General features: G+C 66.4%; 15 protein-coding genes. 8 read left to right on the top strand and 7 right to left on the bottom strand.

Annotated features, from left to right (window positions below; translation table 11 throughout):
• Window positions 1-28: 28 nt before the first annotated feature.
• Both ABD260_RS35365 and ABD260_RS35370 read left to right on the top strand, forming a co-directional pair.
• Window positions 29-928 (top strand): NAD-dependent epimerase/dehydratase family protein, encoded by a 900-nt coding sequence (locus ABD260_RS35365; RefSeq protein ID WP_344240964.1) that lies wholly within the window; start codon window positions 29-31, stop codon window positions 926-928.
• Window positions 929-969: 41 nt separating this feature from the next.
• A complete protein-coding gene (locus ABD260_RS35370) occupies window positions 970-3177 on the top strand; it encodes a glycosyltransferase family 2 protein (protein WP_344240966.1) in 2208 nt (735 codons plus the stop codon).
• Here ABD260_RS35370 and ABD260_RS35375 read toward each other — a convergent pair.
• On the bottom strand, window positions 3077-3565 hold the full coding sequence (locus ABD260_RS35375) for a GtrA family protein (protein WP_344240968.1): 489 nt from the start codon (window positions 3563-3565) through the stop codon (window positions 3077-3079). The genes ABD260_RS35370 and ABD260_RS35375 overlap by 101 nt on opposite strands.
• Window positions 3566-3722: 157 nt before the next feature.
• Between ABD260_RS35375 and ABD260_RS35380 the strand changes: the two genes are divergently transcribed.
• Entirely contained in the window at window positions 3723-4877 is a 1155-nt protein-coding gene (locus ABD260_RS35380; protein WP_344240970.1) for an NAD-dependent epimerase/dehydratase family protein, read from the top strand.
• A gap of 18 nt (window positions 4878-4895) precedes the next feature.
• On the opposite strand, the gene ABD260_RS35385 is transcribed toward ABD260_RS35380, so the two are convergent.
• Genes ABD260_RS35385 through ABD260_RS35400 form a run of 4 tightly spaced genes read right to left on the bottom strand, consistent with a single transcriptional unit; the run spans window position 4896 to window position 8802 of the window.
• Window positions 4896-5618, bottom strand: coding sequence for a methyltransferase domain-containing protein (locus ABD260_RS35385; protein WP_344240972.1), 723 nt, complete (start codon window positions 5616-5618; stop codon window positions 4896-4898).
• Window positions 5619-5677: 59 nt separating this feature from the next.
• Window positions 5678-6679, bottom strand: a complete 1002-nt coding sequence (locus tag ABD260_RS35390) for an alanine racemase (protein ID WP_344240974.1) — start codon at window positions 6677-6679, stop codon at window positions 5678-5680.
• A gap of 4 nt (window positions 6680-6683) precedes the next feature.
• A complete protein-coding gene (locus ABD260_RS35395) occupies window positions 6684-7814 on the bottom strand; it encodes a lipid II:glycine glycyltransferase FemX (RefSeq protein WP_344240976.1) in 1131 nt (376 codons plus the stop codon).
• Between the two features lie 55 nt (window positions 7815-7869).
• Window positions 7870-8802, bottom strand: a complete 933-nt coding sequence (locus ABD260_RS35400) for an SDR family NAD(P)-dependent oxidoreductase (RefSeq protein ID WP_344240978.1) — start codon at window positions 8800-8802, stop codon at window positions 7870-7872.
• A gap of 119 nt (window positions 8803-8921) precedes the next feature.
• Between ABD260_RS35400 and ABD260_RS35405 the strand changes: the two genes are divergently transcribed.
• Entirely contained in the window at window positions 8922-9488 is a 567-nt protein-coding gene (locus ABD260_RS35405; protein ID WP_344240980.1) for a TetR/AcrR family transcriptional regulator, read from the top strand.
• Between the two features lie 17 nt (window positions 9489-9505).
• Window positions 9506-10204, top strand: a complete 699-nt coding sequence (locus ABD260_RS35410; protein ID WP_344240982.1) for an SDR family NAD(P)-dependent oxidoreductase — start codon at window positions 9506-9508, stop codon at window positions 10202-10204.
• A gap of 44 nt (window positions 10205-10248) precedes the next feature.
• Here ABD260_RS35410 and ABD260_RS35415 read toward each other — a convergent pair whose 3' ends face one another.
• A complete protein-coding gene (locus tag ABD260_RS35415; RefSeq protein WP_344240984.1) occupies window positions 10249-10623 on the bottom strand; it encodes a hypothetical protein in 375 nt (124 codons plus the stop codon).
• Between the two features lie 26 nt (window positions 10624-10649).
• Window positions 10650-12011, bottom strand: a complete 1362-nt coding sequence (locus ABD260_RS35420) for a helix-turn-helix domain-containing protein (RefSeq protein ID WP_344240986.1) — start codon at window positions 12009-12011, stop codon at window positions 10650-10652.
• A 235-nt stretch (window positions 12012-12246) separates the two neighbouring features.
• Here ABD260_RS35420 and ABD260_RS37705 point away from each other — a divergent pair, with 235 nt between their 5' ends.
• Genes ABD260_RS37705 through ABD260_RS35430 form a run of 3 tightly spaced genes read left to right on the top strand, consistent with a single transcriptional unit; the run spans window position 12247 to window position 14599 of the window.
• Window positions 12247-12525, top strand: coding sequence for a putative ATP-grasp-modified RiPP (locus ABD260_RS37705; protein ID WP_425553478.1), 279 nt, complete (start codon window positions 12247-12249; stop codon window positions 12523-12525).
• Entirely contained in the window at window positions 12525-13475 is a 951-nt protein-coding gene (gene tgmB / locus ABD260_RS35425) for an ATP-grasp ribosomal peptide maturase (protein WP_344240988.1), read from the top strand. Before ABD260_RS37705 ends, tgmB begins: the two co-directional genes overlap by 1 nt.
• On the top strand, window positions 13472-14599 hold the full coding sequence (locus ABD260_RS35430) for a methyltransferase domain-containing protein (RefSeq protein ID WP_344240990.1): 1128 nt from the start codon (window positions 13472-13474) through the stop codon (window positions 14597-14599). The genes tgmB and ABD260_RS35430 overlap by 4 nt, the downstream gene beginning before the upstream one ends.
• The last annotated feature ends 81 nt before the right edge of the window (window positions 14600-14680 follow it).

A 14680-nucleotide genomic window follows, 5' to 3' on the forward strand; every position in this document is an offset into this window, starting at 1 on the left:
GTGGGTGAGGCGCGGGTAGGTTGAGGGTATGGATGGTCGGGTGTTGGTGACGGGGGCTGCTGGGTTTGTGGGGCGGGCCTTGGTGGGGGCCTTGCGGGGGCGGGGGGTGTTGGTTACGGCGGTGGATCGGGAGGCGCCGGATGCCTCGTGGGATGACGGGGTGCTGGTGGTGAGGGGGGATCTTGCGGAGCAGGAGACCTGTGTGGCGGCGTTTGAGACTCGGCCTGATGCGGTGGTGCATTTGGCGGCGTTGACTTCGGTGTTGCGGTCGGTGGATGCGCCGATGCGGACGTTCGCGGAGAACGTGACGATTACGCAGGTGTTGCTGGAGTTGTCGCGGGGTAGTGGGGTGGATCGGTTCGTGCTCGCGTCGACCAACGCGGTGGTCGGGGACGTGGGGACGTCGACGATCACCGCGGACCTTCCGTTGCGGCCGTTGACGCCGTACGGGGCGACGAAAGCGGCCGGTGAGATGCTGCTCTCCGCGTACTCGGGGAGCTACGGGATGGCGACCGCCGCGCTCCGGTTCACCAATGTGTACGGGCCGGGGATGTCGCACAAGGACAGTTTCGTGCCGCGGATGATGCGCGCGGCGCTGGGTGGGACGGGCGTCAAGGTGTACGGGGACGGTACGCAGCGGCGCGATCTCGTGTACATCGATGATGTGGTGAACGGGATCCTGCTCGCGCTCGACAGCAAGTACGACGGGCGGGCGATCCTCGGGTCCGGCCGGTCGGTGTCGGTGCTGGAGATGATCGACGCGGTACGGAACGTGACCGGCTGTGCGGTACCGGCGGAGCACATCGCGGCGCCGGCGGGGGAGATGCCGGCCGTGGTCGTTGACGTCACCAACGACCTTGGGTACCAGCCGACTGTTTCGCTGGAGGATGGTCTCGCTCGAACGTGGCAGTACTTCAGGAACCAGTGAAGGCAAAAGCACCCCTCGCTTCGCTCAGGGCTGGAGGGGTGGTGAGAAAGCACTGGTTGCTCGGCATCTTCCTGGTGGCGGGTCTGTTGCTGCGTACGCTCGCCACCGTCGCCTACTGGCCGGCGATCATCTACACCGACTCCGTCCAGTACCTCAGCAACATGGGCAAGTTGAGCCCGGATCAGCTCAACCCGATCGGGTACGACTTCGTGCTCGGCCCACTTGTCTGGATCGGCGGACTTCCGCTGGTCGTGATCGTGCAGCACCTGGTCGGACTGTTTCTCGGCGTCGCGATCTACGCGCTCGCCCGCCGCCTCACCGTCTACCGCTGGCTCGCCGCCGTAGCCGCCGCCCCGCTCCTCCTCGACGCGTACCAAGTGCAAATCGAGCAGAACATCATGGCCGAGACCACCTTCGACGTGATCCTGGTAGCGATCCTCTGGCTGCTGCTCGCGAAGGGCGTGCCGGGCTGGCGCCGCGCGGGCGTGGTCGGCCTGCTGGTCGGATCAGCGTTCGCGGTACGGGCGATCGGCATGGTCCTACTCATCGCAGTAGTCATCTACTTGGTTGTCGTCGGCAACGCATGGCGCAAGCGGCGGATGGCCGTCGTACGCCGCACGGTCGCCGCGATCGCGGGCTTCGGCATCGTCTTCGCCGCGTACGCCGGCTACTACCGCGCCGAAACCGGCCGATGGGGTTTCACCGGCGCCGAGAACCAGATCCTGTACGGGCGTACCGCGACGGTCGCCAACTGTGCAAAGCTCCCACTCAACGAGGGCACGCGGCTCTTCTGTCCGAAGGAACCGCTCGGCCAGCGGCTGGGCGTCGACAAGTACGCGCACAACCACTACGGCGACCCGAACTGGCCCGGCCCGCTCCCACCGGGTACGACGAAGCGCCAGCTGGCTACTGAGTTCGCGCACCTGGTGATCACGCATCAACCGCTCGATGTGACTTGGGCGGCGTTGAAGGACTTCGCGAAGGGGTTCGCGCCTGCTCGGACCAGTTCGCCAGATGACGTACCACTGAGCCGCTGGCAGTTCCAGACGGTCTACCCGAACCTCAGTGACCCCAACACGGCCAAAGCAGCAGTGAAATGGGGAGGGTCCGAGCCGCACGTCGCCCACGTGCCTGCGGTCATTCTGCGCGCCTACCAGCTCCACGGCGGCTACACCTCCGGCACGTACCTCGGTCTGTGCGTGCTGATCGCACTAGCTGCTGTAGCAGGGCTGGGACGCGCCAAGACCTCGAGACTCCGCTCAGCCGCGCTGCTACCCGCTGCGGCCGGTCTGATCCTGCTGCTCGGCTCAGCAGCGTTCGAGTTCTCCTGGCGCTACCAACTGCCCGGGCTGGTGTTCTTCCCACTAGCTGGTGCCATTGGCCTAAGAGCGATACTTGGCAAGGACCAGGCACGACCTGCGATGGCTGACTACCCAGATGACGTGGACAGCAAAGCAGTGCAGGACTTCGGTACGCCGGACTTCGCGCCGATCGTCGTAGTGATCGCGGCATACAACGAGGCCGGCGGAATCGGACCAGTACTCACCAACATGCCCCGTACTTGCGCAGGCATGCCCGTGGACGTCCTGGTCGTAGTAGACGGCGCAACCGACGACACCGCGGACATCGCCCGTCAGCACGGGGCGTACGTATGTGTTGCCCCCAGCAACCGTGGTCAGGGCGCGGCGCTCCGGCTCGGGTATCACCTTGCCGCACAAGGCGGAGCCGAGTACGTCGTCACAACGGATGCCGACGGCCAGTACGACAACGCCGAGCTCGAGGTACTCCTGGAGCCGATCCTCACAGATCGGGCCGACTTCGTCACCGGATCGCGGCGGCTCGGTGCGGAGGATGCGGACAGCCGCCTGCGCTGGATCGGCGTCCGGGTGTTCGCCGTCATCGCCTCGATCCTGACCCGGCGCAAACTCACCGACACCTCGTTCGGCTTCCGGGCGATGCGCGCCGAGCTGGCGACCGCGGTGACGCTGCGCGAGCCGCAGTACCAGTCGTCGGAGCTCCTGGTCGGTGCGCTGGCGATCGGCGCGCGGGTGGTCGAGCTCCCGATGACGATGCGCCGCCGCGGCGACGGCACCAGCAAGAAGGGCCCGGGCCTGGTGTACGGCGCGAACTACGGGCGGGTGATGACGACTACGTGGTTGCGGGAGTACGTGCTTCGGCCGCGTCGCCGGAAGCAGCGGGCGAGGGCTTGGCGAACACCAGCCGATCGAACAGCCAGAACTTCACGATGAACAGCACCGCGTACGTGGCCAGGTAGGAACCGCTGACCAGAATCGTCTTCCAGGCGTGTGATTCGAGCGGCTGGACCAGGTGGTCGGTCAGCGACGTGACCAGCGCGGCGGTGACCGCGGAGCCGATCACGATGATTGTGTACGGCAACTTCTGCCCGCTGCGGCCCCAGGTCCAGCGACGGTTCAGTACGTAGTTCGGCACCGCGCCGGCGATCCACGCGACCAGAGTGGCGACCAGCGCCGGGGACCCGAACCAGTAACAGAGAGCGAACGCGACCTGACTCACCGCGGTGGCGACCACGGAGGACGCCGAGTACCTCGCCCAGAGCAGCAGGCGGGCACGGGACAGCCGGACCCTCGTGGGCCAGAGTTTGTCGAGTAGGGGCATCGCCGCCCATTGTGCACCTTCGCGCGCGCGACCGGCAGCCCGGCGGAAATTCTCAGTCGATTGCCAGCGAATAGGTGTGCCTGGTCACGTTACTGCGACGGGTACACGGGATAGGAAGGACTGTGACGACGTCCACCGATTGGAAGGCGGCCGAGCCGTGCGAGTACTCGTTCTGGGCGGTGACGGTTACCTAGGGTGGCCAACAGCCCTGCATTTGTCCGACCGCGGCCACGACACGGCCGTGCTCGACAACCTGGCCCGGCGCGGCTACGACCGTGAGCTCGGGGTCCAGAGCCTGGTCCCGATCGAGGACCTCGAGACCCGGGTGGCCGCCTGGGAAGAGGTGTCCGGCCGGAAGATCCCGGCGTACACCGGGGATCTGCTGGACGCGGACTTCGTCTACCGGGTACTGCGCGAGTTCGCGCCGGACGCGATCGTGCATTTCGCCGAGCAGCGCGCCGCACCGTACTCGATGATCGACCGCGAACACGCTGTGTACACGCAGCACAACAACGTGGTCGGCACGCTGAACCTGATGTACGCGATCGCCGAGACCAACCCGGACATCCACCTGGTCAAGCTCGGCACGATGGGTGAGTACGGCACGCCGAACATCGACATCGAGGAAGGCTGGCTGGAGGTCGAGCACAACGGCCGCAAGGACCGGATGCTGTACCCGAAGAAGCCCGGCTCGTTCTACCACCTGAGCAAGGTGCACGACTCGCACAACCTGGAGTTCGGCTGCCGGATCTGGGGGATGCGGGTCACCGATCTCAACCAGGGCGTCGTGTACGGGCAGCAGACCGACCAGACCGTACGCGATGCGCGGCTGGCGACCCGGTTCGACTACGACGCCGTGTTCGGTACGGTGCTGAACCGCTTTGTCATCCAGGCGGTACTCGGCGAACCGCTGACTGTGTACGGGGCCGGTGGCCAGACCCGTGGCTTCCTGGACATCCGGGACACCGTCGAATGCATCCGGCTGGCTGTGGAAAACCCTGCTGATGCTGGTGAGTTCCGCGTGTTCAACCAGATGACCGAGAGCTATTCGGTGTCTCAGCTCGCCGCGCTGGTGGCGGAGTCGTTCGCCGGGCCGGTTCAGGTCGAGCACCTGGAGAACCCACGGATCGAGCAGGCCGAGCACTACTACAACGTCAAGCACACCGGCCTGGTCGGTCTGGGTCTGCAGCCGCATCTGCTGTCCGAGACGCTGATCGAGTCGATGTTCGACATCGTGTCGGCCAACAAGGACCGCGTCGACCCGGCCGCCCTCCTCCCGACCGTCCGCTGGCAGGGCCCACTCAAGCGCTAGGCCAAGCGCCAGGCCGAGCTAAGCGTTGGCCGCGACCAAAATCGTCGGGATCGCCGCCAAAAAGCGATCCCGACGACCTCGGCGTGCCTGATCGGCAAGCCAGCTGTCGGCATCCGCCTGCGTGATCAGCGCCTTCTCGACCGCCGCCGCAGCAGCCGCTGCGAGCTGCGGCGCCATCTGCCGATGGTCAGTGACGACATCGGTGTGTACGGCAACCTCCACCTCCCGGAACCCCTTGTCGATCAGCAAGGCTCGAAGACCACGTGCAGCCCGCGGCGCCGCCGTACGCGACTCCAGTCCGAGCAGCACGACATCGGTCAGGTCCTGATCCGTACCGTCGAGCATCAGGAACCCGTAGTCCTGCCCGCCGACCACGATCCGCCCGCCCGGCCGCAGTACGCGCCGTGCTTCGGCCACCGTCGGCGCCGGATCATCGAGCAGATGGAACAGCCGCATCGCGCGGTACCCGTCCATCGACTCGTCCTCGATCGGCAGCTCGTCGGAGTGTGCCACGTGAAACATTGCCCCGGGCGCGCGGCTCCGTGCCGCCTCGACCGCCTCCGGGTCCGCGTCGATCCCGGTGACCTTGAGGCCCTTCCGGGCCAGCTCCGCGGCCGCGTGCCCCGCGCCGCAGCCGACATCCACGCAGGTCGCGCCGCGTTTCAGCGCCAGCAGCCGGTACGACGCCGCGCGTAATTCCGCCGCACCGGGTTGTTCTTCGATCCGTTCCAGGAAGCTCATGACTCTACGGTGAAACTTCAGGTCCACCTGAAGTCAACAGCCACGAGCCAGTACCGGCACTAGTCCATCGACACCTTGTCGAAGTTGGTCGTGGTGTAGCGGACGTCCAGGTCGATCTCGTCGCCGACCGCCGGCGGCGCCACCGCGGACGGCAGGAACAGCATGCTCGCCTGCATGTGCGGCGGCTCGGCGAACCAGCGCTGCTTGCCCTCGATGGTGAACGGCGACAGCGCCATGCCGGCCGCGTCCAGGCTGCCCTTGGCCATCGCGATCGCGCGCTGCCGGACGGTCGCGGCCGCGGTCGGGGCCTCCAGGCCGACGCCGTGCGCGGTACCGCCGGACACGATCAGGATGTGCCCGTCGCCGCTCACCCGGCGCTGCCGGTAGCCGACCCGCTCGCCGCGCCGGACCGAGTGCACGTCCAGTACGGTCGCGCGCACCGTCAGCGCACCACGGTCGCCGAGCCAGAGCCCGGTACCCATCCGGAGCTTCACGTCGTCGCCGATGTCGGCCAGCTTCTGTGCCGGTACGTGCGACACCCAGAGCGTGCTCTTGCGTACGTCCAGCGCCGCCTTGGCCAGCTGCTGCGCTTCCCGCAGGTTCGCCGACGTACCGCCCGCGCCCATCGGGAAGTGCAGCGACCAGCCCTCGAAGCGGATCCGGTCCAGTGCGTTCAGGAGCATCGTGTGCCGCAGCTCGCGGGCGCCGATCCCGTGCCGGCGCATCGACGTCATCACCTCGATCAGCACCCGGCTGCCGGCCGGGATCGAGACCAGGTCGGCCAGCCGGCTGACCGTGTGGATCACGTTCCGGCTCTGCGGGATCTCCAGGAACGGCCGCCACGGCGACAGGACGACGATGTCCTCGCGCGGCTCCGTCGGTACCTCGAAATAGGTGCCGACCGCGACCGTCCGGGCGCCGAGCGCGCGGGCCTCGGCCAGCAACCGGTGATTGCCGAACCCGTACCCGTTGCCCTTGGCGACCGGGACGACGTCGGCGTTCCACGTGGAACGGAGGTGCTCACGCCAGCGATCGGAATCGACGTGCAGGACTAGGGGCATGGTGTCAACGCCGTCTCATGTAGAGGTCGAATGCGGTGTACAGCGCCTTGTTCAACGGCAGATCCCACTCACCGACGTACTCGACGGCCTCGCCGCCGGTACCGGTCTTGAACTGGATCAACCCGACATGCGGGTCGTTCGGGTCCAAGGTGTCGGTGATGCCCCGTAGGTCGTACACGGACGCACCCGCCGCGAGCGCGTCCGACATCATCCGCCACTGGATCGCGTTCGATCCGCGGACGTCCCGCTTGGCGGTCGAGCTGGCACCGTAGGAGTACCAGGAGTGACCGCCGACCCGGACCCAGATCGTCGACGCGACCAGGTCGCCCTCGTGATGGGCGTTGTAGATCCGGAAGTCACAACAGCCGGCCGGCTGGTTGGCCATCGCGGCGTACATCTTCTCGAAGTACGGCAGCGGCCGCGGCGTGAAGTGGTCGCGCTGCGCGGTCTCGACGTACAGCTGGTGGAAGGCCTTGATGTCCTCCGGGCCGCCCTGGCTAACCTCGACACCGGCCTTGTCGGCCTTCTTGATGTTCCGCCGCCAGAGCTGGTTCATGCCCTTGAGCAGGTCGTCCTGGCTGCGGCCGGCCAGCGGGACCTGGAAGACGTACTGCGGCTGCCCGGCCGCGAACCCCTCGGCGATCCGCGGCGGCTTCCAGCCGAGTTTGCGCAGCTGGTCCGCGACGGTGGCGCCGGTCGGCTCGATCACGTCCGGCCGGACGTCGCCGAGCCGCGGCTGCTGCCCGCCGGCGATCGCGTCCTTGATCGTCTTCGCGGTCCAGCGCCGGGTCGCCACCGGCGGACCCATCCGGATCCCGAACGCGCCGGCCTCGACCAGGTGCCCGGCCAGCGGGCGCAGGTAGCGGCCGAGATCGATCGCGTCCCAGTCGATCACCGGGCCCTCCGGCAGGTACGCCAGGTAGCGCTTCACCTTCGGCATCTGCCGGTACAGGACCAGACCTGCACCGACCAGCTCGGCCGGGTTCGCCGGGTCGTACCAGCCGAGTGACTCCGCCTTCCACTCACTCTTCACCGCGGCCCAGCCGGGCGTCTGCAGGAAGCTCGCCGCCGGCTGCGCCGCGATGTACGCGGCATGCTCGTCGGCCGAGATGGTCCGAATGCTGAAGTCACTCACGGTCGGTCAGGTTACCGGCCCGGCCGACGGAACCGTAGCCGAGCCGCTGACCTGATCAAACCTGCGCGACCAGCCGCTCGGACAGTTCCCACAACCGAGTGGCCGACTCCGGATCCAGCGCGTACGGCGCGACGCCGCCGTTCCGCCCCTCGACCGGCGCCTCCGCCTCGTTGTTGTCCTCGAAGTACTTGCCCGTCACGCCGGCGGTCAGCGGGGACGCGGCGAGCAGTACCGAGGTCGCCGCGCCCTGCTCGACGGTCTTCCAGGTGGCTTCATCGAACAGCTTCTGCATGGCCGGCGTCAGGTTGTTCTCGACGTGCCGCTGCAGCGCGGTCCGGATGCCGCCGGGCATCAGCGCGTTGACCACGATGCCGGCACTCGCCCAGCGCTTCGCCGCCTCCACGGCGAACAGCACGTTCGCCGTTTTCGACTGTCCGTACGCGGCCCAGGGATCGTACGGGCGTACGTCGAAATGGACGTCGTCGAAATGCACGTCCGAGCGCAGATGCGCACTCGAGCTGACCGAAACCACGCGGGCGTCACCGGCGGCGGCGAGCGCGTCGTACAGACCGAGCGTGAGGCCGAAGTGGCCGAGGTGGTTGGTCGCGAACTGGTGCTCCCAGCCCTCCGGCGTACGGGTCAGCGGCTCGGCCATCACGCCGGCGTTGTTCACCAGGATGTGCAGCGGGCCGGTCCAGTTGGCCGCGAACGCACGGACCGAGGCGCGATCGGCCAGCTCGATCGGGGCGACGAAGACGTGGTTGTTGCCGGTGCTCTCGATCAGCTGACCGGCGACCCGTTCGCCGGCCGCCGTGTTCCGGACCGCCAGCGTCACCTCGGCGCCGGCCACGGCGAGGGCGCGGGCGGTCTCGACGCCGATACCGGACGCACCGCCGGTGACGATCGCGCGGCGCCCGCTGAGGTCGACGCCCGCGATCACCTCGGCGGCGGTGGACTCGAAGCCGAACGGTGTGGTGATTCTGCTCATCAGGATCTGTCCTGTTCTCCGACCTAGACTTGAACCGGAGGAGCCTCCGGTAATCCCAGTTAAGCGGAGGGTCCTCCGGTTATCAAGCGGTCCGCTAGGTTGGTCCGCGAGGAGGGGACATGACGAGTACCGGCGAGCGTCCGTTGCGGGCGGACGCGCAGCGCAATCGCGACCAGATCGTGGCCGCGGCCGGCCGTGCGTTCACCAAGTGCGGCCTGGAGGCGACGCTGGAGGGGATCGCGAAGGACGCCGGGGTCGGGATCGGCACGCTCTACCGGCACTTCCCGACGCGCGAGTTGCTGATCGAGGCCGCGTACCGGAACGAACTCGCCGCCGTCTGCGATGCCTCGGTGGAGTTGCGGGCCGAGCTGCCGCCGGATCAGGCGCTGCGGGTGTGGATGGACCGGTTCATCGACTACATGACCCGGAAGCGCGGCATGGCCGACGCGTTGCGCGCGGTCTTCGCGTCGGGCGCGAACCCGTACGCACAGAGCTTCGAGTTGCTGGTCGGTGCGGTGCAACCGCTGCTGGACGCCGGCGCGGCGGCCGGTCAGATCCGCTCGGACATCTCGGCAAGTGACCTGCTGGTCAGCATCAGCGGAGTCGGTGGCGCGGCGGCGGACGACCGCGAACAGGCTGGTCGCCTGCTCGACCTGCTGATGGACGGGCTTCGGTACCGAGCCTGATGACGAAGGTTGCTTTGGTGACCGGTTCCGCGTCCGGAATCGGCGCGGCGACGGTACGGCGGTTGGCGGCGGATGGGATGACCGTCGCAGTGCACTCACGGACCAGCCGGGCCGAGGGCGAGGCATTGGCTTTGGAGCTTGGTGGGTCGTATCACCAGGCTGATCTGTCCGATGACGCGGCGGCTCAGCAGTTGGTACCGCACGTGCTGGCCGAGCACGGGCGTCTGGATGTGCTGGTGAACAACGCGGGCATCAGCTGGCCCGTACCGCATGCGGAGCTCGATGCACTCACCGCCGCGGACTGGCGGCAGTTGCTCGACGTCAACCTGATCGCGCCGTGGCTGCTGTGTACGGCGGCCCTTCCCGCACTGCGCGAGTCCGGCGGATGCATCGTCAACGTGACGAGTCACGCGGGCGTCCGGCCGAAGGGCAGCTCAGTCGCGTACGCCGCGTCGAAGGCTGCCCTGAATCACGTGACCAAGTTGCTGGCGGCCGCACTCGGGCCGGACGTCCGAGTCAACGCGGTCGCCCCCGGCCTGGTCGACACACCGCTGACGGCATCGTGGACGGAAGCCCAGCACCTGTGGAAAACCACAAGCCCAATGCGCCGCGCCGCCCAGCCCGCGGACGTAGCCGACTTGATCTCAGCAGTTATCCACAACCGCTACCTGACGGGCGAGGTCATCCTGCTCGATGGTGGTCTGAATCTGCGCTGAATCTGGGCCTACGATCGCGAGAGGTCTTTGGGGCCGGACAGACGTTAGCGGACGGCCGAGGCTCCCGCCGCCTCGATCGCCTCGAAGATGTCGGCGTCGGTCTCGCGTTGCCAGTCGGGCAGTTCCTGCCAATCGGCGACGTACGCGGGTTTCGGGTCGGGGATGTGCTTGTAGATCTGAGCGATCCAGCACAGGGCCACGAAGCGACCCTTTTGCTCGCGCGTCAGCTTCGAGGTGTTGCCGGCGCTGACCTCGACGAATTCGGCAACCTGTGTACAGACACTCGCCGCGCTGCTGCGCTCCCACTCAGGGGTGTCCTCCCAAGGGGTGACATAGCTCGCTTTGGGCTCGCCGGGGAAGTGTTTCTTGACTCCTGCAATCCAGGCGTCGCGGAAGATTCGGCCGGGCTCAAGCGTCACTGTGGGTTCTCCTCAGGGGTTGTCGTTCAGAGGTTGGCAAGCGCGGAGATCTCGGCGTTGAGGTGGCGCACCTCCCGGACCGCAGCGAAGGACGCCAATTGTGGCTGAAGCGTCCGAAGCTTCTGCGCGACCACTCCGGACCTTGTCCGCTGGGCCATTTCGAGTGCAGCGTTTCCGTAACTCACGACCTGCTCAGCATCGCCGCGCTGGGCACCGGTCATGGCCAGGTCGGACAGCACACATCCTCGCCGCCTCGCAGACAGCGCGGTCTGAAGCGCTGCGGTCAGAGTTGCTTTCGCTCGATCGGGAAGCTTCAGGGACACGTAACTTGTGCCGCGTTCTTCGGCGATGCGTGATCCATCGAACCGGAGCCAGCCGCCGTTGTTGTGAGGCGCGGACAGTTCGTGGACTCCCTCGGCGTACCCCATTGCGCGCTCGAACCCTGCGATATCGCCGAGCCCTGCCAGTGCCTGTGCCTCGACACAGCTCACCCAGTAACGCGTACAGAGGCTTCTGCTGCCGTTTCGAGCGAGGCTGCCGGCTATCTGGAGCATGGGTAGCGCCCTGCCGTACTCGTGGCCGTACAGGCCAAGGAACGCGTGCCGGGTCATGGCGCAGGCCCAGAGATCGAAATCGTCAGCTTCCTTGCTCGCCGTAGCGGACAAGGTGTAGCACTGCGCCGCGTCGGTGTACTTGCTCGCGTCGAACGAGATCTCACCCGCAAGCTGGAACAGGTCGGCGACGAGTCGGGCAAGTCCGCGCCGCTCGTCAGGTCGCTTCACCTTGCCAAGATTGTCCATCAGGACGGACAGCTGATTTCTGACAAGAGGGTACGCCGCACTCTTCGATGAAGCGCTCGTGTAGAGCTGCCAGAGATGTGTGTTGAGATCGGACAGCTCGGCCAACGCGGCCTTTCCCGCGACAGAGCCCTTGATCGGCTCGGTGGCGCGGTCCCAATCGACGGACGCGCCGGCTGGAGGCACCGCCAGGGTGGCACCAGCCACCGCGAGCAAACGGAGGAGTTCACGGCGGTTCATGTCGTCGATCTCCTGCTGGCCCTGGCGGAGTGGGTCGGCTGGCGTTGGGCTCAGTGCTGTGGTGCTTGCCGCGAGACCAACCAGGACTCTTGCCTCGGGAGGCATGTTCAGTCCTGATGCGATTCTCTCAATAACTTCAAGCCGGGTGATCCGGCGTCTTCCACGAAGCGTCTCGCTGATCCGTCCCTGACTCAGGCCGACTGCTTCGCCAAGTCGGGTCTGGCTGACGCCTCGCTGGTTCGCCTCACGAAGCAGCGAGCTCATGTCCCGGGATGCCAAGGCATGCCCGACTGCGACCGATCGCCAGAAACTGGCGGGCAGCTTGATCAGTCCCACTTCGGAGTCTTCCATCGCCCAACCCGTCGCTCACTGTATTGGCATCGTAACGGTCCATCTCGGGCTGAATGTGGCGCCATCGGCGGGGCTCAACCAAAGCGGTATCCCATCGTGAGATGGCTCGACCGTCACGCAGCCAGCATCATCGACTACAGAAAGTCAAAGCTCTGCTGAGGGGGAGACGGACTTCCGGGCTGAGATCCGGCGCCGGGGAGACGGGTAACAACCACAACCGAAAGGACGTGACCCGATGACGACCACTGCTCCTGTTCGTCCATGGGGCGTACGCCGAGCCTGCGGCTACGCCCAATCGCTGGAAGAGGGAGACCTGCTCCCGACGACCGTCACGGTAGATCCCGAGACGCAGCTTGCTGTCTATCGCGACCCAACCGGCCAACCCGTCCAGGCGGGGCCGCCCAAGCATGGGACCTCGCGCGCCCAGTTCAAGAGTCTGCCGACCGGAGGAGGCGACGGGAGCAGGCCCAGCCCGCCGGACGACACGAAGATCGTTGAATACGTGCCGGACTGATGAACAAGGACAGGCCGATCCTCGTCCTGACGTGCGCGGACGATCCCACCTCGGACGTGGTCATAGCCGAACTCAACAGTCGTGGTGCGCCTGTCGTCAGGTGCGATCCGGCCGATGTCCTCGCCGGCGGACTGGAAGTCTCAGCTCGTTTCGGTGGCGACGCTCCGGGCGGCTACCTTCGAACCGACTCCCGCACCATCGACCTCGCGGCAATCCGGTCGGTTTACTACCGACGCCCGTCCTCGTACGTCGCTCCGGCGAGTATGGCTGCGCAGGACGGACAGTTCGCCAAAGAGCAGGCCAAGCACGGCATGGGCGGAATCTTGGCGAACATCCGCGGCCGGTGGGTCAATCACCCTTGGCGGGCCATCGAAGCGGAGTTCAAGCCGACGCAACTCGCGGTCGCGAGTGAGGTCGGCTTCTCCGTACCGGCAACGCTCATCACCAACAGTCCGGATGAGACGCGCCTGTTTGCCAAGGAGCACGGCCCGATCATCTACAAGCCGTTGCAGAACACGAACCTGACGAAACCCGATGGCAATGCCTTGATGGTGTGGGCTGACGAGGTTCAGCCGGACGAGCTGGACGATTCCGTTTCGCTGGCTCTGCACCTGTTCCAAGCGCGAGTAGGCAAGGTGGCAGATGTTCGAACGACCGTCGTCGGGGATCAGGTATTCAGCGTGCGGGTCCAGTCGCCGCACCTGGACTGGCGCCGGGACTACGACCAGGTGACCTACGCCGTGATCGATACGCCGTGCCAGGTCGTGGAGGCTTGTCACCGTTACCTCGATAGATTCGGGTTGCTGTTCGGAGCATTTGACTTCGGCATCGTGCACGACGGTTCGTGGGTTTGGTACGAGTGCAACACAGCTGGGCAGTGGCACTGGCTCGAACTTGAGACCGGGCTGCCGATGACGGCGGCGCTGGCAGACCTTCTGGAGATCAGATGACAACCGACGGCGTCGCGCCGGAAGCCTGGCAACGCCAGGTCGGCGAAATGGTTGCCGAAGTCGAGAAAAAGGGGCATCTGACAGACCCGCGTCTCCATGCGGCATTCAGTGAAGTACCCCGGCATGTCTTCGTTCCGGGCTTCCTGCGGATCGAGCTGAACACCGACGGGTTCGCGGTCACGGACGGCACGGTGGATCAGACCGACTCCGGATACCTTGATGCCGTCTATTCCGATCAGCCGCTGATGACCCAGACGAAGCCGGTCGAGGGTCAGCCGGACAGCTACGTGTGGAGTTCGTCCTCCTCGATGCCGTCCGTGATGGCCGACATGATCGAGGAGTTGGGCGTCGAGCCGGGTATGTCGATCTTGGAAAGCGGTACCGGCACCGGGTACAACGCTGCGATCCTTTGCCACCTTCTCGGCGACGATGCGGTGACTACCGTCGAGATCGACCCAGATCTCCTCCGAGAAGCGCTGGAGCGACTGGACAGCCTCGGGTACCACCCGGCGACGAACCCGGCCGGACGGCACCATGACCGGGTACTTGCGACTCATGCTGTCGATCACGTGCCGTACGACTGGATTCGATGGAGCAAGCCGGGCGGGATCATCCTCGCCGATCTGCGGCCACCGTCGAACACCGACGTTGGCGCGTGGGTCAAGCTCACCGTAGACGCGGACGGAACGACCGCCACCGGCAAGCTGATGCCACCTCGCGGGTACTTCATGAGCGCTCGCAAGGTGGCCGACTTCGCGGACGTCGGGTACCAGCTTCCGGAGCTGACCCTTGAGGAGCACCAAGCCCGGGCCGACCTGATGGACGGGCGCGAAACCGGCCTCTCATCGGCCGTCTTTCAGGACGAGGCTTTCCGCCTGTACTTCTGGAGGCAGAGCATCGACGTGTGGTGGTGGAGCCAGGACGAGACCATCAATCTCAACGCTCCCGATGGGTCCTGGGCGCAGGTCAACGAAGGAACGGTGAGCATGATCGGCCCGCGTGATCTCTGGGCCGAGGCGGAGCAGGCTCACGCGCGGTGGGAGAACGCGGGGCGGCCGGACCTGTCGGAGTGGACGGTCACGGTCACGGCAGCTGGCCGGACAGTGATAGATCTCCCACAGTAGCGACGCGGGGCCGAGGGTCGCGGCAGTTATCCACAACCGCTATCTGACGGGTGAGGTCATCCTGCTCGATGGTGGTCTGAA

Source organism: Kribbella hippodromi (assembly GCF_039531045.1).
GTDB lineage: Bacteria > Actinomycetota > Actinomycetes > Propionibacteriales > Kribbellaceae > Kribbella > Kribbella hippodromi.

Coding starts and splice junctions, on each gene's coding strand:
- ABD260_RS35365 (WP_344240964.1), top strand. CDS start 29: ATGGATGGTCGGGTGTTGGTGACGGGGGCTGCTGGGTTTGTGGGGCGG.
- ABD260_RS35385 (WP_344240972.1), bottom strand. CDS start 5,618: ATGAGCTTCCTGGAACGGATCGAAGAACAACCCGGTGCGGCGGAATTA.
- ABD260_RS35390 (WP_344240974.1), bottom strand. CDS start 6,679: ATGCCCCTAGTCCTGCACGTCGATTCCGATCGCTGGCGTGAGCACCTC.
- ABD260_RS35420 (WP_344240986.1), bottom strand. CDS start 12,011: ATGGAAGACTCCGAAGTGGGACTGATCAAGCTGCCCGCCAGTTTCTGG.
- ABD260_RS35405 (WP_344240980.1), top strand. CDS start 8,922: ATGACGAGTACCGGCGAGCGTCCGTTGCGGGCGGACGCGCAGCGCAAT.
- ABD260_RS37705 (WP_425553478.1), top strand. CDS start 12,247: ATGACGACCACTGCTCCTGTTCGTCCATGGGGCGTACGCCGAGCCTGC.
- ABD260_RS35430 (WP_344240990.1), top strand. CDS start 13,472: ATGACAACCGACGGCGTCGCGCCGGAAGCCTGGCAACGCCAGGTCGGC.
- tgmB (WP_344240988.1), top strand. CDS start 12,525: ATGAACAAGGACAGGCCGATCCTCGTCCTGACGTGCGCGGACGATCCC.
- ABD260_RS35375 (WP_344240968.1), bottom strand. CDS start 3,565: ATGCCCCTACTCGACAAACTCTGGCCCACGAGGGTCCGGCTGTCCCGT.
- ABD260_RS35400 (WP_344240978.1), bottom strand. CDS start 8,802: ATGAGCAGAATCACCACACCGTTCGGCTTCGAGTCCACCGCCGCCGAG.